The sequence below is a fragment of the Burkholderia catarinensis genome (assembly GCF_001883705.2).
In the GTDB taxonomy this organism is placed as follows: Bacteria; Pseudomonadota; Gammaproteobacteria; order Burkholderiales; family Burkholderiaceae; genus Burkholderia; species Burkholderia catarinensis.
Genome location: NZ_MDEQ02000002.1, coordinates 134318 through 155510, shown reverse-complemented (window position 1 = coordinate 155510; position 21193 = coordinate 134318). Strand labels below are relative to the sequence as shown.

19 protein-coding genes are annotated in these 21193 nt (G+C 67.3%); 13 read left to right on the top strand and 6 right to left on the bottom strand.

All coding sequences use genetic code 11. The annotated features are described in order from the left end of the window. Positions 1 to 119 precede the first annotated feature (119 nt). The gene (locus BFF94_RS03910) at positions 120 to 3905 is read left to right on the top strand and encodes a DUF748 domain-containing protein (protein WP_219139013.1); all 3786 of its coding nucleotides are present in this window, start codon (positions 120 to 122) and stop codon (positions 3903 to 3905) included. Positions 3906 to 3962: 57 nt separating this feature from the next. Here BFF94_RS03910 and BFF94_RS03905 read toward each other — a convergent pair whose 3' ends face one another. After that, positions 3963 to 4184, bottom strand: coding sequence for a hypothetical protein (locus tag BFF94_RS03905; RefSeq protein ID WP_128842587.1), 222 nt, complete (start codon positions 4182 to 4184; stop codon positions 3963 to 3965). Positions 4185 to 4451: 267 nt separating this feature from the next. Here BFF94_RS03905 and BFF94_RS03900 point away from each other — a divergent pair, with 267 nt between their 5' ends. Continuing rightward, complete coding sequence (locus tag BFF94_RS03900; protein ID WP_128842588.1) at positions 4452 to 6128, top strand: alkaline phosphatase family protein; 1677 nt, start codon at positions 4452 to 4454, stop codon at positions 6126 to 6128. A gap of 88 nt (positions 6129 to 6216) precedes the next feature. Here the strand turns inward: BFF94_RS03900 and BFF94_RS03895 are convergent, their stop codons facing one another. Continuing rightward, positions 6217 to 7113 (bottom strand): LysR substrate-binding domain-containing protein, encoded by an 897-nt coding sequence (locus BFF94_RS03895; protein ID WP_128842589.1) that lies wholly within the window; start codon positions 7111 to 7113, stop codon positions 6217 to 6219. 162 nt (positions 7114 to 7275) lie between these two features. Between BFF94_RS03895 and BFF94_RS03890 the strand changes: the two genes are divergently transcribed. From BFF94_RS03890 to BFF94_RS03850, 9 genes are all read left to right on the top strand, one after another. Continuing rightward, positions 7276 to 8127 carry an ABC transporter permease gene (locus BFF94_RS03890; RefSeq protein ID WP_128842591.1) on the top strand — a complete coding sequence of 284 codons (852 nt, stop codon included), beginning with the start codon at positions 7276 to 7278 and terminating at the stop codon, positions 8125 to 8127. Between the two features lie 7 nt (positions 8128 to 8134). Continuing rightward, on the top strand, positions 8135 to 9178 hold the full coding sequence (locus BFF94_RS03885; RefSeq protein WP_219139012.1) for an ABC transporter ATP-binding protein: 1044 nt from the start codon (positions 8135 to 8137) through the stop codon (positions 9176 to 9178). Positions 9179 to 9204: 26 nt separating this feature from the next. Next, the gene (locus tag BFF94_RS03880; protein ID WP_128842592.1) at positions 9205 to 10293 is read left to right on the top strand and encodes an extracellular solute-binding protein; all 1089 of its coding nucleotides are present in this window, start codon (positions 9205 to 9207) and stop codon (positions 10291 to 10293) included. 10 nt (positions 10294 to 10303) lie between these two features. Next, positions 10304 to 11134: an ABC transporter permease gene (locus tag BFF94_RS03875; RefSeq protein ID WP_219139011.1), complete on the top strand. Its 831-nt coding sequence runs from the start codon at positions 10304 to 10306 to the stop codon at positions 11132 to 11134. A 70-nt stretch (positions 11135 to 11204) separates the two neighbouring features. Further along, complete coding sequence (locus tag BFF94_RS03870) at positions 11205 to 11660, top strand: TIGR00725 family protein (RefSeq protein ID WP_128842599.1); 456 nt, start codon at positions 11205 to 11207, stop codon at positions 11658 to 11660. Positions 11661 to 11727: 67 nt separating this feature from the next. Next, entirely contained in the window at positions 11728 to 12927 is a 1200-nt protein-coding gene (locus BFF94_RS03865; RefSeq protein WP_128842594.1) for a porin, read from the top strand. 183 nt (positions 12928 to 13110) lie between these two features. Continuing rightward, positions 13111 to 13305: a YqaE/Pmp3 family membrane protein gene (locus BFF94_RS03860; RefSeq protein WP_128842595.1), complete on the top strand. Its 195-nt coding sequence runs from the start codon at positions 13111 to 13113 to the stop codon at positions 13303 to 13305. A gap of 125 nt (positions 13306 to 13430) precedes the next feature. Beyond that, positions 13431 to 14747: a type II toxin-antitoxin system HipA family toxin gene (locus tag BFF94_RS03855; RefSeq protein ID WP_128842596.1), complete on the top strand. Its 1317-nt coding sequence runs from the start codon at positions 13431 to 13433 to the stop codon at positions 14745 to 14747. Positions 14748 to 14761: 14 nt separating this feature from the next. Continuing rightward, on the top strand, positions 14762 to 15046 hold the full coding sequence (locus BFF94_RS03850; protein ID WP_128842597.1) for a helix-turn-helix domain-containing protein: 285 nt from the start codon (positions 14762 to 14764) through the stop codon (positions 15044 to 15046). Between the two features lie 87 nt (positions 15047 to 15133). On the opposite strand, the gene BFF94_RS03845 is transcribed toward BFF94_RS03850, so the two are convergent. After that, a complete protein-coding gene (locus BFF94_RS03845) occupies positions 15134 to 16039 on the bottom strand; it encodes a LysR substrate-binding domain-containing protein (protein ID WP_246637223.1) in 906 nt (301 codons plus the stop codon). A gap of 208 nt (positions 16040 to 16247) precedes the next feature. On the opposite strand from BFF94_RS03845, the gene BFF94_RS03840 reads away from it, so the two are divergent. Next, positions 16248 to 16835 (top strand): hypothetical protein, encoded by a 588-nt coding sequence (locus tag BFF94_RS03840; RefSeq protein WP_246637222.1) that lies wholly within the window; start codon positions 16248 to 16250, stop codon positions 16833 to 16835. A gap of 136 nt (positions 16836 to 16971) precedes the next feature. Here the strand turns inward: BFF94_RS03840 and BFF94_RS03835 are convergent, their stop codons facing one another. From BFF94_RS03835 to BFF94_RS03825, 3 genes are read right to left on the bottom strand one after another with little or no spacing between them, the layout of a single operon-like run. Further along, entirely contained in the window at positions 16972 to 17151 is a 180-nt protein-coding gene (locus BFF94_RS03835; protein ID WP_128842615.1) for a hypothetical protein, read from the bottom strand. Then, entirely contained in the window at positions 17123 to 18130 is a 1008-nt protein-coding gene (gene cydB / locus BFF94_RS03830; RefSeq protein WP_128842614.1) for a cytochrome d ubiquinol oxidase subunit II, read from the bottom strand. Before cydB ends, BFF94_RS03835 begins: the two co-directional genes overlap by 29 nt. Positions 18131 to 18159: 29 nt before the next feature. Further along, a complete protein-coding gene (locus tag BFF94_RS03825; protein WP_128842613.1) occupies positions 18160 to 19572 on the bottom strand; it encodes a cytochrome ubiquinol oxidase subunit I in 1413 nt (470 codons plus the stop codon). A gap of 574 nt (positions 19573 to 20146) precedes the next feature. On the opposite strand from BFF94_RS03825, the gene ltaE reads away from it, so the two are divergent. Then, positions 20147 to 21160 carry a low-specificity L-threonine aldolase gene (gene ltaE, locus BFF94_RS03820; RefSeq protein WP_128842612.1) on the top strand — a complete coding sequence of 338 codons (1014 nt, stop codon included), beginning with the start codon at positions 20147 to 20149 and terminating at the stop codon, positions 21158 to 21160. The last annotated feature ends 33 nt before the right edge of the window (positions 21161 to 21193 follow it).

Sequence of the window (21193 nt, the reverse complement as noted above, 5' to 3'; positions counted from 1 at the left end):
GCGGCGGCGGCGCCCGACCGCCGTACCGTCACCCACCTGAGCCTATACTTTCGGGATAGCGTGCGCGGCCGCCCGGTTGTCCGGTGCGGCCCCGGCATCCGTTCCCGAGGCATTCAAGCATGGCAAGCGCAGACAAAGAACCCGTACCCTCGACCCCCTTCCAAGCCCTCGGCGGCGTTGCCCGCTCGCGCCGGACCCGGCGCATCGGCATCGGCCTGCTGATTTTCGTCGTTTTATTCGGACTGCTCGGGTTCTTCGCGGCGCCGCCGCTGATCCGCCATGTCGCCGAACAGCAGTTGACCAAGCAGCTCGACCGGCCCGCCACGATCCAGCGCATCGCGCTGAACCCGTACACGCTGAACCTCGAAGCCGACGGCATCCATCTCGGCGACAAAGGCGGGCAGGGCGACTTCATCGACATCGCGAAGCTCATCGTGCGGCCGTCGTGGTCGTCGCTGTTCCGCGGCGCGCCGATCGTCAATGAAATCCGCCTCGATTCGCCGCGCTTTCACATCGTCCGCTACGACGCGCAGCGCTTCAACTTCACCGACCTGATCGAGAAGTTCTCCACGCCGTCCAAGCCCGAAAGCAAGCCGACGCAGTTCTCGGTGTCGAACATCCAGGTCAACAACGGCCGGATCGATTTCGACGACCGCCTGCTGAACGAAAAGCACGTCGTCGACAACTGGACGCTCGGCATTCCGTACATCGCGACGCTGGCATCGAAGACCGACATCTTCGTCGAGCCGAAGCTGCGCGCGCGCTTCGACGGCAGCCCGATCGCGATCGACGGCAAGACCAAGCCGTTCGCGCAATCGCGCGAATCGGAGATCGCGCTGAAGTTCGACCGCCTCGACGTGCCGAAGCTGATCTCGTACGTGCCGGCGAAGCTGCCGGTGGCGGTGACGAGCGGCCTGTTGAGCAGCAACCTCGCGGTCAATTTCGTGATGAGCGGCGAGACGCCCGCGCTGCGCGTGTCCGGCACTGTCGACCTGGACGACGCGAAGGTGACGGACCACGCGTCCGCGCCGCTGTTCGCCGCGCGCGGCGTGCACGTCGCGGCGGCCAGCCTCGAGCCGCTGCGCAACGCGATGCACTTCGACGAGATCCGGATCGACCAACCGGTGGTCGACCTGGCGCGCGACAAGCAGGGCGTGCTGAACGTCGAGAAGCTCGTCGCGCAGCCGGCCGCCGCACCGAAGGCCGCCGCGGGCAAGCCGGCGGCGTCGGGCGCCGCCGCTTCCGGTGCCGCCGTAGCCGCAGCCAGCGGCGCGAAGGCCGAAGACACCGCCGCCGCCGCGAAGGAAGCGCCGCCGCTCGACCTGACGATCCGTCATTTCGCGATCGACGGCGGCACGGTCAACATCGACGATCGCGTGCCGGCGACGCCGACCGCGATGTCGCTCACGAAGCTCGCCGCGACGCTCGATGCCTTCTCGCTGCAGGGCAAGACGCCCGCGAAATACACGCTGTCGACGTCGCTGTCGCGCGGCGGCGACGTGACGGCCGAAGGCGCGCTCAATCTCGCGGCGAAGCAGGCCGACACGAAGCTGACGGTCGCCGCGCTCGCGCTGCCGGCGTTGCAGCCGTACCTCGGCGAGGCGACGCGCGCGCGCGTGCTCGACGGCACGCTCGGCGCGACCGTCAACGCGAAGGCCGACTGGGGCAAGACGCCGCTCGCCGCGCAGGTCGCCGACAGCACGGTCAGCCTGAAGTCGCTGAAGATCGCGACGCCCGACACGAAAGCGCCCGCGATCGTGCTGCCCGACGCGAGCGCGAAGATCGCGAAGGTCGACGTCGCCGCGCGCACCGCGGAGATCGCGAGCGTCGACGCGAGCGGGCTCGCGCTCGACGTGACGCGCCTGAAGGACGGCAAGATCGACCTCGCGGCGCTGGCCGAACCCGCGCAGGCGGCGGTGCCGAAGCGCACGGTCGCGCGCAAGGCCGAGGCCGCCGCGCCGTCGTGGCACTACCGGATCGACGCGCTGAACGTGAAGGATTCGTCCGCGAACTTCACCGACCTGTCGACGCCGCGCCCGGTGAAGCTGGCGATCAAGCCGCTGGAGCTGTCGGTGCAGAAGTTGAGCGACGACATGACGAAGCCGCTGCCCGTGCAGCTGAAGGCGACGCTGAACCGCAAGGGCTCGCTGAACGTGACGGGCGACGTGACCGCGCAGCCGCTGAAGCTCGGCCTGAAGATCAACGGCAACCGCCTCGACGCGGCCGCGTTCGAGCCGTACTTCGGCAGCGCGCTGAACGTGACCATCGCGAGCGCGCTGCTCAACGCGCAGGGCAACCTGACGTTCGCGCAGGTGAAGGACACGCCGCGCGCGACCTATCGCGGCGACGTCGCGCTGGTCGACGTGCGGATGCTCGACAAGGCGACCTCCGACCCGTTCGCGGGCTGGCGCTCGCTCGCGCTGTCGAACCTGAAGGCGAACTACGACGAGAAGGGCACCGACGTCGACGCCACGCGCGTGACGTTCTCGAACTTCTATGGCCGCGTGCTGCTCGATGCGCAGGGGCGATTGAACCTGAAGGATGTGGTCGCGAAGGAATCGGGCCCCGCGCAGTCGCTCACGCGTGACGCAAGCAAGGGCGAACCGGTGCCGCTGTCGCCGGGCATGACGCCGCCGGCCGCCGCGCAGCAGGCGTCCGCGCCGGCCGCTGCGTCGGCGACGGTGGTCGTGAAGGCCGCCCAGCCGCCGCAGAACCCGGTGCGGATGCATTTCGGCGAGTTGCTGCTGCAGAACGGCCGCGTGACCTACACCGACAACTTCATCAAGCCGAACTACACGGCGAACCTCATCGCGATCAAGGGCACGGTCGGCGCGTTTGGCACGGATTCGACGACGTCCGCGCCGGTCGACGTCGCCGCGAACCTCGCGGGCAACGGGCCGATCTCGATCAAGGGCTCGGTGAACCCGCTGATCGAGAAGCCGGCGCTCGACCTGACGGCGACCGCGCACGACATCGAGCTGACCAACCTGACGCCGTATTCGGCGAAGTACGCCGGCTATCCGATCACGAAGGGCAAGCTCAACGTCGACCTGCATTACCAGCTCGCGAACGACCAGCTGCAGGCGAACAACCATATTTTCATCGACCAGCTCACGTTCGGCGACCACGTCGACAACGACACGGCGACCAAGCTGCCGGTGAAGCTCGCGATCTCGCTGCTGAAGAACACGCGCGGCCAGATCGATGTGAACCTGCCGGTATCGGGCTCGCTGTCGAATCCGGAGTTCAGCATCGGCGGGCTGATCTGGCACGCGGTGCTGAACCTGATCGCGAAGGCGGTCACGTCGCCGTTCACGCTGCTCGCGAACGCGTTCGGCGGCGGCGGCGAGGATCTCGGCTATGTGGAGTTCGCACCGGGCTCGTACCAGCTCGACGACGCGCAGCAGAAGAAGCTCGACACCGTCGTGAAGATGCTGACCGAGAAGCCGTCGATCCGCCTCGACCTGATCGGCCGCGTCGACCCGGCGAAGGACACGTCGGGGCTCGGCGACGCGTACGTCGAGCGGCTGGTGCGCCAGCAGAAGCTGAAGGACGTGGTCGGCCAGGGCGAGAGCATCGACCCGATGTCGGTGAAGGTCGACAAGGCCGAATACTCGAAGTACCTGACGCGCGCCTACAAGGCCGCCGACTTCAAGAAGCCGCGCAACCTGGTCGGCCTGCAGAAGACGCTGCCCGATGCGGACATGAAGCAGGCGCTTGCCGATCACGCGCCGGCCGACGACAACGCGCTGCGCGCGCTCGCTCAGCAGCGCGCGCAGGCCGTGCGCCAGTACCTCGACGGGAAGATCGATTCGAGCCGCGTGTTCGTCGTCGCGCCGAAGCTCGATGCGAAGGGCATCGAGGACAAGGGCGCGACGACCCGCGTCGACTTCGGGCTGCAGTAAGCGGCCGCTTCATCCGCTGCCGCCGCGCCCGCATGAGCCGGGCGCGGCGGCTTTTTTTCAGCGCGCGGCGATCGCCGGTTCGCGCTTTTCCAGTTCCTTCCTCGCGGCCAGCGGCAGACGCGCGTCGTCCCACTGCGTCAGCCATTCGACTTCCTTCGCGGTGAACACCTGTCCGTGGTTGCGCAACGCGTACTGCAGCGCGTCGACGACGTGGTGGCGAATGATTTCGGGGGTGCGTGCATCGTCCAGCACGAACCGGAGAGCTTCCAGGGTCGACATACTCGTGCTCCGGGTCAGGGAAAACCCTTTATCACACGCCAATAGTCGTACGCCAAGCACAAAAAAAATCATGCGGCGAGCGTTGGCGCGTCTCGTTTGCTCCGCGCCGGCGCGCATCACATTGCGACCGTTTCGTGTCACTTGCGATTGGTTACGTTTGACAGACAATAGAAAGCCCCGCTTCATCGGACCGCCCCACGATCCGGCGATATTTTGCGCGCCTGATGGCAAGTCACGCAGTTCAACATCAATCGGTGAGGTGGGGTGATGATTTCGTTTTTCGGTAAGCAGCGGAAAATGGCGGCGATGGTGGCGGGCGCGCTGGCGCTCGCAAGCGCCGGCGCGTACGCAGCGCAACAGGACGGCAACAGTCAGGGCGAGGACCACGGCCGCGCGAACCGCGTCGTGAAGCACGTGCTGCTGCTCAGCATCGACGGCCTGCACGAGCAGGATCTCGCGCGCTGCATCGGCGCGAACACGTGCCCGAACATCGCGGTGCTCGCAAAGAGCGGCGTGACGTACACGAATGCGTACACGCCCGGCCTGTCGGATTCGTTCCCGGGCCTCGCGGCACTCGTGACGGGCGGCTCGCCGAAGACGGCCGGCCTGTTCTATGACGTGTCGTACGACCGCAACCTGTACGCGCCGGGCGACACGACGTGTTCGGGCAAGCAGGGCTGGAACGTCGTGTTCGACGAAACGACCGGCATCGATGCGTTCAACGGCGGCAAGCTCGTGCACCTCGACGGCGGCGGCGCGTTCAACCCGCAGGCGATCCCGCATGCGAAGGTCAACGGCCAGTGCGTGGCGGTCTATCCGCACAACTACGTGAAGACCAACACGGTGTTCGAAGCCGTGAAGGCCGGCGTGCCGAATGCGCACACCGCGTGGGCCGACAAGCATGCGTGGGGCTACGACTGGCTGAACGGCCCGTCGGGCACCGGCGTCGACGACCTGATGCGCACCGAGATCAACTCGATCGACCCGGCGACGAACACCGACTACACGGACGTCTATTCGCACACCGCGCGCTTCGACAACCTGCACGTGCAGGCGCTGATCAACCAGATCAACGGCCGCGATTCGACGGGCACGAAGAGCGCGCCGGTGCCGACGCTGTTCGGCGGCAACTTCCAGACGCTGAGCGTCGCGCAGAAGTCGCCGGTCGCGAAGGGTGGCGGCTATCTCGATGCCGACTTCACGCCGAACGGCCAGGTCGCGAACGCGATCACGTATGTCGACAACTCGATCGGTCATATCGTCGCCGCACTGAAGCAGGCCAACCTGTATTCGTCGACGGCCGTGATCGTCACGGCGAAGCATGGTCAATCGCCGACCGATCACACGAAGCTCGTGAAGAACGGCGACACGCTGTCGAAGCTGCTCGAAGCGAACAACTACTTCGACCCGAACGGCAACTTCGGCCAGAACAATACGACGACGGGCAACCTGAATGACGGTTCGGGCCTGGTCGGCACGGGCTTCGTGCAGACCGACGACGTCGGCCTGATCTGGCTGCGCGACCGCAGCCAGCGCACGGCCGTCGTGCAGACGCTGAAGGCGAACCTGGGCTGCAACGCGCCGGGGATCTGCGCGGACGGCTCGCAGGCCTACATCCTGTACGGCGCGGCGCTGGCCGAGCGCTTCGGCGATCCGGCCAACGGCCGCACGCCGGACATCGTCGTCCAGCCGAATCCGGGCGTGATCTACACGTCGAGCACGAAGAAGGACGAGGAGCACGGCGGCAACGCGCCGGACGACAGCCACCTCGGGCTGCTCGTGTCGTATCCGGGCCTGCATCGCGCACGCACGGTGGCCGACCAGGTGGGCACGAAGCAGGTCGCGCCGACGATCCTCGGGCTGCTCGGCGCCGACCCGCGCCTGCTGCATGCGGTGGTCGCCGAGAATACGGGCGTGCTGCCGGGGCTGGGTATCGGGCGCTGACGACGCATGCCGGACGCCGCCGACGGGCGGCATCCGGCACGGGACGCGCGGTGCCGCGCGTCCCGCTGCATGACGATGCCGGACCGGCTCATGCGGTCGCGCATTCGTCCAGCATCCATGCCCTGAAGTGCCGCAACGCTTCGCTCGTTTCGAGGCGCTCCGGCGCGTAGCACAGGTAGTGCCCCTGCGCGTCGACCTCGACGCTCGCGTCGAACGGCTCGACGAGCGTGCCGGCCGCGAGATTGTCGAGGATCAGGAAGCGCGGCACGAGCGCGAGCCCGAGCCCTGCCTGCGCGGCCTGGATCAGCACCGAATACTGTTCGAAGCGCGGCCCGGCGAGCGCGTTCATCTGCGTGGCGCGATGGCGTTCCGCCCAGGCGGACCACGCGATTTCCGCCTGCTCGTGCACGAGGCGCGGCGCCGTCGCGGCGTCGGCCGGCGTGCGCAACGCGTGCCGCTGCGCGAATTCGCGCGTACAGACCGGCACGAAGGTCCGCCCGTCCAGGTAATCGCTTCGAACCCCTTCCCATGCGCCGTCGCCATAGCGGATCGCCGCGTCGAGCCCGAACGGAAAGATGTCGCCGTGCGCGAGATGGCGGCGAAAGCTCAACGTGACGCTCGGTGCGACGGCCAGAAAGCGCGTGAGCCGCGGCACGAGCCACTTGGTCGTAAACGTCGGCACGCTGGCGATCGTCAGCAGGTCGCCGTTCTCGCGTGCGCTCAGCAGCTCGATCGACGCGTTGCCGATCTCGCGCAGCGGGCCGACGACGCGTGCGTGGTACACCTGCCCGGCGCGCGTGAGCACGAGGCTGCGCCCCTCGCGCACGAACAGCTTCACGCCGAACAGCGCCTCGAGATTCGCGATCTGACGGCTGACGGCGCTGGGCGTCAGGCCCAGTTCGCGGGCCGCGTGGGAGAAGTTCAGGTACTTCGCGGAACTCGCGAATGCGTGCAGTTCCGCGACGTTCGGATACAGGTGCTTCATCGCCAGCTATTCCTTTCGCGCACAGATCGATGCGGGCTTTGTACGTTTTTTTCATGACGATGCCATGTCGAAATCACACACTTCGCCTGTCCCGATCAAGCGCGCCAGCCCAGTCCGGCGGGCGCTGCGCGGCGTCTTTCCTCATCGGCAGCGAGCGTATCCATGCATCCGTCAACCGCCCCGGCACTGGCCGATGGTATTCCGATTCGTCGTAACAAATCCGTGCGCCCGAGCGCCTGGCGCTTCGTGTTGCAGGCGCTCGTCGCGGTGTTCGGGGTCTACCTTCTGCTGCCGATCGCGTTGCTGCTGATCGGTTCGGTGGGCCAGTCGTGGACGAACACGCTGCTGCCGACCGGTTTCACCTGGCACTGGTTCGCCGATCTGGCCGCGAACGGGAGCTTTACCCGTGCATTCGGCGTGAGCCTGATGGTGGCGCTGGCGTGCTGCGTGCTCAATGCCGTGGTCGGCCTGCCGCTCGCGTATTCGCTGCATCACCGCGCGCAGGCCGGGCGCGGCATCGCGACCCGCATCGTGATGCTGATGCCGGTCGGCGTGCCGGCGCTGACGCTCGGCTTCGGTTACATCGCGATCTTCAGCGGCGACACGCTGCCCTGGCTCGGCACGCTGCCGCTGATGATCGCGGCCCACGCGGTGCTGACGCTGCCGTATCTGCTGCAAACCCTGCTCAGCGATCTGCGCCATCTCGGCCTCGAGCGCCTCGAAGCGTGCGCGGCGACGCTCGGCGCGACGCCGCGGCGCCAGTTCTTCACGATCGTGCTGCCGAACCTGCGGCACAGCCTGTTTTCCGGGCTCGTGATGGTGGCCGCGCTGTCGATCGGCGAATTCCAGATCTCGAACCTGATCGCGGGCTTCCGCTATCGCAACTACCCGATCGTGCTGCTACAGGCGTTCTATGGCGCGTCGGGGATGGCGTGCGCGGCCACCGTCGTGCTGCTCGTCCTCGCCGTGCTGGCGACGCTCGTGTCCGTCAGCTCCGTGCAACGTCTGAAGTGAGTCCGTCATGAGTCTCGATTTCGAACACGTCAGTTTTCAGTATCCCGGCGCGCGTCACGGCGTCGACGATGTCACGCTGTCCGCCGCGCAAGGCGAGCTGCTCGCCGTGATGGGGCGCAGTGGTTCCGGCAAATCCACGCTGCTGCGGCTCGCCGCCGGCCTGCTCGACGGCTATCGCGGCCGCATCGCGATCGGCGGCGACGACGTGGCGGGCGTGCCCGTGTGGCGGCGCGAGGTGGGCATGGTGTTCCAGCACTACGCGCTGTTTCCGAACCTGTCGGTCGTCGACAACGTCGCGTACGGCCTGCGGATGCGCGGCGTCACGACCGAAGCCCGGCGCCGGCGCGCGCTGGAGATGCTCGACCGGGTCGGCCTGTCGGCGCATGCGGATCGCGGCATCACGATGCTGTCGGGCGGGCAGCAGCAGCGCGTCGCGCTCGCCCGGGCGCTCGTGATCGAACCGAAGCTGCTGCTGCTCGACGAACCGCTGGCGGCGCTCGACGCCGGCATCCGCCATCAGTTGCGCGATGAAATCCGCACGCTGCAGCGTGCGTGCGGCGCGACGACGCTGCTCGTCACGCACGACCAGGACGAGGCGCTGAGCATGGCCGATCGCGTCGCGATCGTCGACGGCGGCCGCGTGCTGCAGGCGGGCACGCCGCGCAGCCTGTACGAGCGCCCGGCCTCCGCGCAGGTCGCGCGTTTCGTCGGGCATTCGACGCTGTTGCGCGGCCGCGTGCTCGCGCACGGCACGGTCGACGTGCGCTTCGCGATGCTCCGGGCGGAGACGGGCGAGCATCGGCCGGGTGCCGAAATCGACGTACTGGTGCGGCCCGAACTCGTGCAGGCCGATCCGCCGGCCGACAGCGTGAACCGCATCGACGGACGTCCCGGCCAAGTGCGCTATTTCGGCGCGACGCAACGCTACGACTTCATTCCCGCCGGCTCGACCGACACGCTGTTGTGCGAAGGGCGCGAGCCCGCCGTGCAAAGCATCGCCATCGAGCCCCACCATCTGCTCGTGCTGCCGGCGGCGCCGGGCGCGCGATGACCCATTTCATTCAACGGAGATTCACGATGTTTGCTGGCCATCCTCTTGTGAAAGCCTTGAGCGTCCGCGTGCTGGCGCTCTGCGCGCTCGCGACGCTCGCTTGTGCGTCGGCCCACGCCGCGCCGCTGTACCCCGGAGAAGACGCGCTGTACGCGAAGGCCGCCGACGAAGGGCTCGTCGTGTCGTTCGACACGGGCCCCGAATGGGCGAACTGGAAGGCGCTGTTCGCCGAATTCCGCAAGCGCTATCCGAAGGTCGAGATCACGTACAACGACATCGGCTCGGCGGCCACCGTCGTCGCGCTCGACAAGTCGCGCCGCCGTCCGCAGGCCGATACCGCGTACTACTTCGCCGCGTCGGCGCTCGACGCCGAGGGCAAGGATGTCGTCGCGCCGTTCAAGCCGGTCAACTTCGACAAGCTGCCGAACGTCTTCCGCGCGGCCGACGGCCGCTGGTTCGCGGTGCATTCGCTGAACATCGCGTTCCTCGTCAACAAGAAGCTCGTCAAGAACGCGCCGCAGCGGTGGTCGGACCTGCTGAAACCCGAGTATCGCAACGCGGTGGTCTATCTCGACCCGCGTTCGACGGGGCAGGGTCAGGTCGCGGTGTTCGCGGCCGCGTATGCGAATGGCGGCAACGTCGAGAACCCGAAACCCGGCGCGGAATTCTTCGGCAAGCTGAAGAACGCGGGCAACGTGCTGCGCGTCGAGGGCACGACGCCGTACGCGAAGTTCGTGAAGGGCGAGATCCCGATCCTGATCGGCTACGAGAACGACGGTCTCAAGGCGAAGTATGTGGATGGCATGGGCGACGCGGCCGACGTCGTGATTCCGCAGGACGGCAGCGTGTCGGCGCCGTATGCGATGAGCCTCGTGAAGAACGGCCCGAATCCGTCCGCCGCGCAACTCTGGCTCAACCTGGTGATGAGCGACGTCGGGCAGGCGTTGTTCGCGCAAGGCTACGTGCGTCCGGCGGTACCCGGTACGCCGGTTGCGCCGGAGGTCGCGGCGAAGCTGCCGAATGCGCCGCAGGTGCGCCCGCTCGACGTCGTGAAGGCGGCGGCGCGCAAGGCCGAGGTCGACCAGCTCTGGTCGCAGGCGACGCTCGGCAAATAAGGAGCGGACGATGCACGCCTCGTCAATCGAACACGGCGCGATGCGCCGCTTCGGTGCGGTGCCCGCGGCCGCGCTGCTCGCGGTGTTCTTCGCGCTGCCGCTCGCCGCGCTCGTCGCCGCGGCATTCACGGACAGCGGCCGCGCGTTCGCCGCGGTGTTCGGCGATCCGCTCGTCGGCGACGCGATCGTGCGCTCGCTGGCGCTCGCCGTGTTCGCCGGCACGCTGTCGGTCGGCGTCGGCGTGCCGGTTGCCTTCGCGCTGGCCGGGCAGTCGCCGGCCCGCCGCCGCTGGTCGCTCGTGCTGCTCGGCGTGCCGCTCGCGTTTTCCGGGCTGGTGATCGCGTACGGCTTCATCCTCGCATTCGGCCGCGCCGGCTTCGTCACCACGCTGGCGGCATCGCTGGGCGCGGATCCGAACGTGCTCGGCGGCGCGATCTACACGATGCCGGGGCTGGCGGTCGCGTATGCGTATTACCTGATTCCGCGGGTCGCGCTGATGATCTATCCGGCGTTCGCGAATCTCGACCGGCGGCCGCTCGAGGCGGCGCTGACGCTCGGCGCGCGGCCGTGGCGCGCGTGGCTCGACGTCGCATGGCGCGAACTGTGGCCGTCGATCGCATCCGCGTGGTGCCTCGTCACGGCGATCGCGCTCGGTACCTACGGCACGGCGCTCGCGCTGGCCGGCACGCAGATCAACATCCTGCCGCTGCTGATGTACCTGAAGCTGTCGGACGGGCAAACCGATTTCTCGCAGGCGGCCGTGCTGTCGATCGTGCTGACGGCAATCTGCACCTGTGTTCTTGCGTTGGGGGAAGGCCTTGTTCGGCAACGACGTCATTGAATGGTCGGAAGCGGCGCGCGACGCGCTCGCGCAATTGGCGGAGCGGCAACGCGGCGGGCAGCGGCATCGGATGCCGGTCGGCGTGATCGGGCCGCGCGAAGCGACGGATGAACAGATGCGGGTTGCCGAACGGATCGCGCATGCACTGGCGGCGACGGGCATCGCGCTCGTCGGCGGCGGCAAGCAGGGCGTGATGGAAGCCGCCGCACGCGGCGCGCATGCGGCGGGCGGGTGCGCGATCGGGCTGCTGCCCGAGGACGATGCGCAGCACGCGAATCCGTATCTGACCGTCGCCCTGCCGACCGGGCTCGGCATCACGCGCAATGCACTGATCGCGCGCGCGTCGCTTTGCCTGATAGCAGTAGGCGGCGGCCTCGGCACGCTGTCCGAGATCGCGCTCGGGCTGCAATGGGGCAAACCGGTGTTCACGATTTGCGACGCACCGCAGGTGGCGGGCGTCGAGTGCTTCGACGAAGCGGATCCGCTCGTCGCGCGTGTCGCGCGGTGGCTTTCCGATTCGGCGTAGGTCAGCGTCTCGGTTTGGAGATGTGCAGTATCGCTAGATGTCATTCATATAAATAGGAATCCTACCAATGAAGAAGTTAACCATGATCGTGTGCGCGGCGGGGTGCGTGTCCGCGACCGCCCATGCGCAAGGCACCGTCACGCTATACGGGATCGTCGATGCGGGGCTGGGCTACACGAGCAACCAGCGTGTCGCGACGAACAAGGGCGCGCTCGGCACGCCGGTCGCCTATCGCGGCGCGTCGAGCTACAGCTTCGCGAGCGGCACGTGGTCCGGCAGCCGCTGGGGCCTGAAGGGCAAGGAAGACCTCGGCGACGGGCTCGCCGCGATCTTCCAGCTCGAGAACGGCTTCAACATCGGCAACGGGCAGCTCGGCCAGGGCGGCCGGATGTTCGGCCGGCAGGCGTGGATGGGCCTGTCGAGCACGCGCTTCGGCACGCTGACGATGGGCCGGCAGTACGATCCGATCGTCGACTTCGTCGGCACGATCGGGCCCGGCTCGTTCCTGACCGGCATGGGGGCGCATCCGGGTGACCTCGACAACATCGACAACCAGGCGCGCGAGAACAACTCGGTCAAGTACGTGAGCCCGAAATTCGGCGGATTCACGTTCGGCGCGCTGTACGGCTTCGGCAACCAGGCGGGCAGCGCGAAGAACCAGAACACGTGGAGCGTCGGCGGCCAGTACGTGAACGGCCCGTTCGCGCTCGGCGCGGCCTATCTGTATGCGACCAACGCATTCGGCGCGAACGCGGGCGCATGGACGGGTTCGTATGACGGCACGTTCGCGTCGTCGATCAACGAAGGCTTTGCCTCGTCGAAGAGCATGCAGATCGTCGCGGCGGCGTCGACCTACCAGATCGGCGCGGTCACGCTCGGCCTGTCGTACAGCAATACGCAGTACCGCGCGGGCGCGTTCTCGACGTTCCGCGGCACGGCGAACTACAACTCGGCGGGCGGCACGGTGTCGTGGCAGGCATCGCCGACGCTGCGCGTCGCGGCCGGGTACGACTTCACGCGAGGCAGTTCGATCGGCGGGCAGTCCGCGCCGAAGTACCACCAGCTGAACCTCGCGTCGTTCTACAACCTGTCGAAGCGGACCGCGCTGTACGGCCTCGTCGGCTACCAGAAGGCGAGCGGCAAGACGCTCGACGCATTCGGCAATGTGGTCGATGCGACGGCGTCGGTCGGCGACGTCGGCAACGGTATCTCGTCGGCCGGCGACACGCAGACGCTCGTGCGGATTGGCATGCGGCATACGTTCTGATCGGACAGCCGCGCTCTGGCGAATTCGGCTCGGCGCCCGCGTGAAGCGGGCGCCGTTTTTTTGTTGACGAGGGCATGCGGCGAGCCTGGTGCCGGGATGCGGGCCGCCGGGCTTGAATTCCGCAGCGCAACACGCCATATTGGCCGGGCATTACCGTTTAACGACGCACGAAGAGGAATATCCATGCGCCTGATTCTTGCCCTGCTGCTGCCGTGGCTGCAGTTCTTCACGATTGGCCGCCCGTTCGCCGGGCTGATCTGCCTGATCCTGCAAATCACGCTGATCGGCTGGATCCCGGCCGCGATCTGGTCGGTGTATGCGCTGAGCCAGTACAAGACGGATCGCAAGATCGAAGCGGCGTTGGGCGGGCAAAAATGACCGGCGAGGGCGATTCCCCTTGCACGCTGCGCGTCGTCTAGCCAACAGCAAAAGTTTCTATTTCGGTAGAAATATATATACTTTATCTGCGATGACTTGGATAATTTATGTAGATTTCTACTGAAATGAACGCCTCCTGCACGATTCAGCTCCACGCCGACGGTGCCTGGCACGACATCGGTGTCGTCACCTTGTTCGGCCCGCCCGAGGAAGGCTGGCGCGCACGCGCCTATACGGGTTACGACGTCGAGTGGACCGTTCGGCATCAACTCGCTCGCGACGCGCACGCCATGACGTGCCGATTCCCGGTCGGCCTCGAGCCGCTGGAGACGCCGCATTGGCCTGTTTTCCTGATCGATCTGCTACCGCAAGGGTTCGGCCGCGCGGAGTTGCTGCGCCGTCTCGGTTTGCCGGAAACCGCCGAGGAGCGTGCCGACTGGCCGTTGCTGCTGACGGGGGCGGCGAATTCGATCGGGAATCTGCGAATCAAGGAGGCGGTGCATTGGCTGGCCGAACGTCAGGGGCCGCAGCAGGGTTTTACCGACGAGGAGGTTGTCGAGCGAGGCGACGCGTTCAGCGAATATCTCGCCGCGCACGGCTTCTTCGTTGCGGGCTCCTCGGGCGTACAGGGCGAATGGCCGAAGCTGCTGCTGACCCGCGCCGACGACGGGCTGCTCTATCTTGACCACACGCTGCCGGACGAGCGTGCGATCGAGCACTACATCGTCAAGTTCGGGCGCGGAGCGAACGCGCGCCTTGCCCAGATCCTGCGCCACGAGGCGCCTTGCATGGCATTGGCTCGGCGTCTCGGCTTGCGCGTGCATGCGCCACTTGAACTGCGCGATCGCTCGCTATTCATTCGGCGTTTCGATCGGGCGCGTGTCGGCGGTCGCGTGGTCCGGTTCGCTCAGGAAAGCATTGCGTCGTTGACGGGCAAGGCCGGTTTTGGTGTCGTGCCGAGCCACGACGAGGTGTGCTGGCATCTCGTGCGTCAATGCACGGACCCGCAGGCCGAGGTGGCTGAATACCTGTGCCGTGATATTGCGAATCTCGCGTTGGGCAACAAGGACAATCATGCGAGAAACACCGCGTTGCAACGCGACTTCGAAGGGCGTGTCGCCCTGACGCCGCTCTACGACTTCGCGCCGATGTATTTGCACCCCGATGGCATCGCGCGGCGCATCCGCTGGGAAGGCAATGACGGCAGTCAGCCGGACTGGGCGCGCGTGCTCGACGCAGTCGTTCGGACCAGCGAGCCGCAAACGGGGGACGCACCTGTCGCGTTGGACCGCGACGCGTTGCGGGCAAGGCTGAGTGCGATGTCGCCGGGTTTGCGAGAGATCGCGGCTCATGGCGTCGATCTTGGGCTGGAGCACGATGTGCATGCCTTTCTGAAACCGGGGCTCGAGCGGCTGGCTCGCGAACTGGCTGCGGTGCGCTAGGAGGAGGCGACGCCATGGACAAACGCTATAACGCGATGTCGCTCCCCGAACAGCTTGCGCTGCGGCGCGAGGCGATCGAGGACGTTCTCGCGCATCCCGAGTGGTCGCTGCGCGAATCGGTGCGCCATCTGAAGAAGACAATGCGGCTCACGAGTACGGAAATGGCGAAGCTCGCGGGTGTGTCGACGAAGACGATCCAGGACATCGAGCAGGGCCGCAGCGACGGGACGGTGCAGACGATGAACCGTATATTCGGCATGCTGGGCTTGAAGCTGGGTGTGGTGCGGCAGAACATCTAGCTGAACGTGACAGTGCATCTGCCCAGTCGTCGGTAGCACATCTGCATCAAGTCACTTCGATGGCTTTACCTTCCGGCCCCTCGCCGGCTATCCCGACACCGCCCCCTCCAGCGCCTCCGCCCGCGCGAACAGCCAGTCGACGAACGTGCGCAGCGACGGATCGTCGTCGTCGCGATACAGGCAATGAAACGGCGGCCCTTCCAGGTGGACTTCCGGAAACAGCGCGACGAGCCGCCCGTGCTCGAGGTCGTCGCGCACGACCGCGCGCGGCGCGAGGCACACGCCGAGCCCGCTCGCGGCGGCCTTGGTCATCAGGAAGAACTCGCGATAAAACGGCCCGCGCAGCGTCTCGGTGACGGCCGAGCCCGCCTGGTGGAACCAGTATTGCCACGCCTGCGGCAGGCCCGCGTAATGCAGCAGCGGCGCGTTGCGCAGGTCGGCCGGCGTACGCGCCTGTTCGAGCACCGGGTGGCCGGGCGCGCACACCGGCACCGCGACGGTCGCGAGCAGCGGCCTCGACACGAACCCCTTGCGGCGCAGCTCCGGTGTATAGCGGCGGACCACGATGTCGCAGGTTTCGTCGAACTGATCGTGTTCGGTGTCGGGCGTCGTGACGAGTTGCACGTCGATGTCCGGATGCTCGGTCTGGAACGCGGCCAGTTGCGTGAGCAACCATCCGTGCGCGAATGATGCGGACGCGTTGATCCGCACCGGATGGCCGCCGACGGGGTCGAACATCTGCCCCGTCGCCTGCGCGAGCCGGCCGAGGCAACTCGCGACGTCGACGAGGTAATGCCGCGCGCGCGGCGTGAGCCGCAGCGAGCGTCCGTCGCGCTCGAACAGCTTCTGCCCGAAGAACGATTCGAGCACGCGGATCTGCTGCGCGACCGCGCTCTGGGTCACGTTCAGCTCGTCGGCGGCGAGGGTGAGGCTCTGCAGGCGGCCGGCAGCTTCGAAGCTGCGCAGCGCGTTCAGGGGCGGCAATCGGCGCATCGTGAGATCGCGAAGAAAAGCTACACAGTGGGTCAAAAAATGTCGTTTGTGGCGGCTGGGGCGCCTCCCTATCATGGCGCCGACAGGAGAAAACGCCCCGATGACGATCATATCGCCACCCGACGCCCGGGCAACCGGAATTCGCCACCGTCTTCGCCTCCGGCGCGCGGCGCGGCATGCGACGCGCCGCCCGGCCGCGGCGCCGCCCGTGCGCGGCCGAGGCGCGCTGGCGCTCGCCTGTGCCGGACTGTTCGCGGCGCTGACCGGATGCGCGACGAAACCCGACAACGGGCGGCAGATCGGCAACGGCGGGTCGCTGGTGCGCTACAGCTCGAGCCAGACGGAAGTCGACCTGACCGATACCGAGCAGCAGACGCTGCGCATGCTCAGCGACCGCCGCTATGCGGATGCGACGCAGGCGCGCACGCTCGACGCGGTGGCCGGCGTGCTGCGCGCGCAGGGTTATGCGCCGGTGACGGTCGATCGCGATTCGGGGCTGGTGGAAGCGGGGCGCAGCGACACGCTGATCCCGAAGTGGCGTCAGCTGTTGCGTGGTGCGCTGAAGGCCCGCATCGGGATGCTGCCGACGAAGCCCGATCACGAGCGCGTGGCCGCTGTCGTGACGGTTCGGGCGGGGCGGGAGGCGCACGTCGCGATCGTGCGTGCGCGCTTCGATCGCACGGTGTGGGACAGCGCCGGCGATTCGCGTACCAAGACCGTCACGGAGCCTGAGTACTACCAGGCGTTCTTCACGGACGTGGACAAGGCGATGTGCACGACGAAGTGCGAGCGGTGAGCGGGGGGCGCGCCGGGGCGTGAAAGCGGGGGAGTGCGATCGCCACGGCAGCGTGCCGGCGGCGAAGGCGGTGCGCCGGAGGCGGGATGCGCGGAACGGGTCCGGCATTCGCCCCGGCGTGCACCGCAGGAGGGGCCTACTTCACCGCAAACAGTGTCAGGTTCATGAAGATCTTGAACGCATAGCCGAGCGTGACGGCGCCGATCACGCCGCCCGCCCACAGCACGACGAACCACATCCAGCCGCGCATCCGCGGCCGGGGTGCCTCGGGCGGGCGATCGGCTGAATCAGTGATGGTAGTAATGCTGGTCTTCATGGCGCACCTTACCTCGGAATACCCAGTAACCCATCGTCGTGTAGGCGATGATGATCGGGAGGATAACCGCTGCGCCGACCAGTGTGAAGGTCTGGCTGGAACGCGGCGCCGCCGCCTCCCAGATCGTCATGGTCTGGGGAATCGCATACGGGAACAGCGTGACGAGCAGGCCGACGTAGCCGAGCAGCACGAGCGCCAGCGCGAGCACGAACGGCGTCATGTCGTGCCGGTCGCGCACCGCGCGCCGCATCCACACCGCGCACCCGGCGACCAGGAACGGCACCGGCAGCAGGCGCCAGAACAGCCCCGAATCGAACCAGCGCTGCGCGATGGCCGGATCCTGCAGCGGCGTCCACAGGCTGACGACCGCGATGAAGCCGAGCAGCACGACGGTCAGCGGCCACACGACCCGATGCAGCCGGCGCTGCAGGTCGCCTTCCGTCTTCGCGACGAGCCAGCAGCAGCCGAGCAGCGCATAGGTCACGATCAGGCCGAGGCCCGTCAGCAGGCTGAATGGCGTGAGCCAGTCGAATGCGTCGCCCGCGAACACGCCGTCCTTCACGTTGATGCCCTGCAGGAACGCGCCGAGCGCGATCCCCTGGAACAGCGTCGCGCCGGCTGAGCCGCCGATGAACGCGAGATCCCACAGCTGCTTCGTGCGTCGCGCCTTCGCACGGATCTCGAACGACACGCCGCGGAAGATCAGGCAGACCAGCATGAAGATCAGCGGCAGGTACAGCGCCGACAGCACGGTCGAATAGACGATCGGGAACACCGCGAACAGCCCGGCGCCGCCGAGCACGAGCCACGTCTCGTTGCCGTCCCACACGGGCGCGACCGTGTTCATCATCAGGTCGCGTTCCTTCTCGTCCGGGAAGAACGGGAAGATGATGCCGATGCCGAGGTCGAAGCCGTCGAGCACGACGTACATGAAGAGCCCCAATGCGATGATCGCGGCCCAGATTACGGTGACGTCCATAGGTTTTCTCGTATGCGGATGGGGTGGGCTCAGACGGTCTCGATCAGCTCGTCGACGGCCGACATCGGGCGGCGCGCGGTGTGATCGGGGCGCGTGTCGGGCGTGTCGTCGTGCTTCGCGTCGGGCAGCGCGGGGCCGGCCTTCATCAGCTTCAGCATGTAGTACACGCCGGTGCCGAACACGAGGAAGTACACGATCACGAACGTCATCATCGACAGGCTGACCTGCTGCACCGACAGCGGCGACACGGCATGCGCGGTGCGCATCACGCCATACACGACCCACGGCTGGCGGCCCGCTTCGGTCGTCACCCAGCCCGCGAGCAGCGACACGAAGCCGGTCGGGCCCATCACGAGCGCGAAGCGCTGGAACCCCTTCGATTCATACAGGCGGCCGCGGCGGCGCAGGAGCCACGCGAGCGCGGCGAGGCCGATCATCGCGAAGCCGAGGCCGACCATGATCCGGAAGCTCCAGAACACGACCGTCGAGTTCGGGCGGTCTTCGGGCGGGAATTCCTTCAGCCCGCGGATCTCGCCGTCCCAGCTGTGCGTGAGGATCAGGCTGCCGAGGTGCGGCACCTTCACCGCGTAGCGGGTCGTTTCCGCCTTCATGTCCGGAATGCCGAACAGGTTGAGCGGCGTGCCGCCCTTCTCGGTTTCCCACAGCCCTTCGATCGCGGCGATTTTCGCGGGCTGGTGCTTCAGCGTGTTGATGCCGTGCTGGTCGCCGATCACGGCCTGCAGCGGCGCGAGCACGAGCAGCAGCCACAGCGCCATCGAGAACATCTTCTTCACGCCCTTGTCGCGGCGGCCCTTCAGCAGGTGCCATGCGCCCGTCGCGGCCACCACCAGCGCGGCGACGATGAACGCGGCGATCGCCATGTGGAACAGGCGGTACGGGAACGACGGGTTGAAGATGATCGCGAACCAGTCGGTCGGCACGACGCGGCCGTCGACGATCTCGAAACCCTGCGGCGTCTGCATCCAGCTGTTCGACGCGAGGATCCAGAACGTCGAGATCAGCGTGCCGATCGCGACCATCAGCGTCGCGCCGAAGTGCGCGCGCGGGCTCACGCGGTTCCAGCCGAACAGCATGATGCCGAGGAAGCCGGCTTCGAGGAAGAACGCGGTCATCACCTCGTACATCAGCAGCGGCCCGGTGACGGCGCCGGCGAAGCTGGAGAAGCCCGACCAGTTGGTGCCGAACTGGTAGCTCATCACGACGCCGGAGACGACGCCCATCCCGAACGCGACCGCGAAGATCTTCGACCAGAACAGGCAGAGGGTTTTGTAGTACTGCTTGCCGGTCTTGAGCCAGCGATATTCGAGCACGGCGATGAAGCTGGCGAGACCGATGCTCAGCGCCGGAAAGACGATGTGAAAGGAGACGGTGAACGCGAATTGCAGGCGGGCCAGATCGAGGGCCGAAAGAGCGGTGTCCATACCAGTTGACCGGAAGCTGACGATACCCGCCGGCGGGTGCCGGCGGACCCCGGCGGACAGGCGTCGGGGTTGGCTGGAGTATGTGCCGCGATGTTGCACCGCGAAATGCGCCAACTCGTCGCAGATGTCCAGCCCGCCGCGCGCGGTTTCCGGATAAATCGTTGATTCGTATCAAGAAGGCCGTTCGCGGCTGATGCGGCCGCGGCGCGGCGGTCTGCCGCACGTGCGTCAATATGGCGCGTCGCGTCATCGGAACGGTGTCGCGCATGCGGAGGTTGTGCACCTGACGGCCCGTGCGCGGCGTCCTGCGCAGCCGATCCGTTTCGATGCGTTCGGGCAACCGCATGCCGGTGCCGGGCGGAATGAGCGGCGGATGTGGCGGAGGTGCGCTGCGCGCGGTCTCGTCGATGCCGCCGATGCCGCCGGTGGGTGTCCAGCCGGCGCCGCCGCGGGATTGATGCCTGCGTTCGCCGTCGCCGGTCGGCACGCGCTGCGTGAATTGCGTACACTCTGTGTCTCGTTTCGGCAGGGCCGGGCGCATGGATTCCGGTCCGCGTTTACTCAGGGCATAGCGATGATCGATTTACGCAGCGATACCGTGACACGTCCGAGCCAGGCAATGCTGGCCGCGATGACTGCCGCCGAAACCGGCGACGACGTATGGGGCGACGACCCGACCGTGCTGCGCCTGCAGGCGATGACGGCCGAGCGGGCCGGCAAGGAAGCCGGCCTGTTCTTCCCGAGCGGCACGCAGAGCAACCTGGCCGCGCTGATGTCCCATTGCGAGCGCGGCGACGAATACATCGTCGGCCAGCTCGCGCACACCTACAAGTACGAAGGCGGCGGCGCGGCGGTGCTGGGCAGCATCCAGCCGCAGCCGATCGAGAACGCGCCGGACGGCACGCTGCCGCTCGCGAAGATCGCCGCGGCGATCAAGCCGCTCGACAATCACTTTGCCCGCACGCGCCTGCTCGCGCTCGAAAACACGATCGGCGGCCAGGTCTTGCCGGAAGGCTATGTGCAGGAAGCCGTCGCGCTCGCGCGCAGCCGCGGGTTGTCCCTGCACCTCGACGGCGCGCGCGTGTGCAACGCGGCCGTCGCGTCGGGCCGTCCGATCGCCGAGCTGTGCGCGCCGTTCGACACCGTGTCGATCTGCTTCTCGAAAGGGCTCGGCGCACCGGTCGGCTCGGTGCTGGTCGGCAGCCGTGCGCTGATCGAGCGCGCGCAGCGCTGGCGCAAGGTGCTCGGCGGCGGGATGCGGCAGTCGGGCATTCTCGCGGCGGCGTGCCTGTATGCGCTCGACCACAACGTCGAGCGGCTCGCGGACGATCACGCGAATGCCGCGCATCTCGCGGAAGGCCTCGCGCGCATCGACTCCGTGAAGGTGCTGTCGCACGCGACGAACATGGTGTTCGCGCAATTCCCCGAAGCCGATTGCGCGCCGCTCGAGGCGTGGCTCAAGGAGCGCGGGATCCTCACGCAGATGCTGTACGCGTCGCGCTTCGTCACGCACTGCGACGTGTCGCGCGCGGATATCGACACGTTCCTCGGCGCGGTCGGCGCGTATTTCTCGCAGCGGCGCGGATAACGGCCGGGGGCCGAGGGCTGGCCCCGTCACCGG

Bases quoted from the DNA above. Each gene is read 5' to 3' on its own strand.
- BFF94_RS03835 (WP_128842615.1), bottom strand. From the start codon at position 17,151: ATGAAGACCAGCATTACTACCATCACTGATTCAGCCGATCGCCCGCCC.
- BFF94_RS03850 (WP_128842597.1), top strand. From the start codon at position 14,762: ATGGACAAACGCTATAACGCGATGTCGCTCCCCGAACAGCTTGCGCTG.
- BFF94_RS03900 (WP_128842588.1), top strand. From the start codon at position 4,452: ATGATTTCGTTTTTCGGTAAGCAGCGGAAAATGGCGGCGATGGTGGCG.
- BFF94_RS03875 (WP_219139011.1), top strand. From the start codon at position 10,304: ATGCACGCCTCGTCAATCGAACACGGCGCGATGCGCCGCTTCGGTGCG.
- BFF94_RS03825 (WP_128842613.1), bottom strand. From the start codon at position 19,572: ATGGACACCGCTCTTTCGGCCCTCGATCTGGCCCGCCTGCAATTCGCG.
- BFF94_RS03870 (WP_128842599.1), top strand. From the start codon at position 11,205: ATGCCGGTCGGCGTGATCGGGCCGCGCGAAGCGACGGATGAACAGATG.
- BFF94_RS03880 (WP_128842592.1), top strand. From the start codon at position 9,205: ATGTTTGCTGGCCATCCTCTTGTGAAAGCCTTGAGCGTCCGCGTGCTG.
- BFF94_RS03845 (WP_246637223.1), bottom strand. From the start codon at position 16,039: ATGCGCCGATTGCCGCCCCTGAACGCGCTGCGCAGCTTCGAAGCTGCC.
- BFF94_RS03905 (WP_128842587.1), bottom strand. From the start codon at position 4,184: ATGTCGACCCTGGAAGCTCTCCGGTTCGTGCTGGACGATGCACGCACC.
- cydB (WP_128842614.1), bottom strand. From the start codon at position 18,130: ATGGACGTCACCGTAATCTGGGCCGCGATCATCGCATTGGGGCTCTTC.
- ltaE (WP_128842612.1), top strand. From the start codon at position 20,147: ATGATCGATTTACGCAGCGATACCGTGACACGTCCGAGCCAGGCAATG.
- BFF94_RS03895 (WP_128842589.1), bottom strand. From the start codon at position 7,113: ATGAAGCACCTGTATCCGAACGTCGCGGAACTGCACGCATTCGCGAGT.
- BFF94_RS03890 (WP_128842591.1), top strand. From the start codon at position 7,276: ATGCATCCGTCAACCGCCCCGGCACTGGCCGATGGTATTCCGATTCGT.
- BFF94_RS03860 (WP_128842595.1), top strand. From the start codon at position 13,111: ATGCGCCTGATTCTTGCCCTGCTGCTGCCGTGGCTGCAGTTCTTCACG.
- BFF94_RS03885 (WP_219139012.1), top strand. From the start codon at position 8,135: ATGAGTCTCGATTTCGAACACGTCAGTTTTCAGTATCCCGGCGCGCGT.
- BFF94_RS03910 (WP_219139013.1), top strand. From the start codon at position 120: ATGGCAAGCGCAGACAAAGAACCCGTACCCTCGACCCCCTTCCAAGCC.
- BFF94_RS03865 (WP_128842594.1), top strand. From the start codon at position 11,728: ATGAAGAAGTTAACCATGATCGTGTGCGCGGCGGGGTGCGTGTCCGCG.
- BFF94_RS03855 (WP_128842596.1), top strand. From the start codon at position 13,431: ATGAACGCCTCCTGCACGATTCAGCTCCACGCCGACGGTGCCTGGCAC.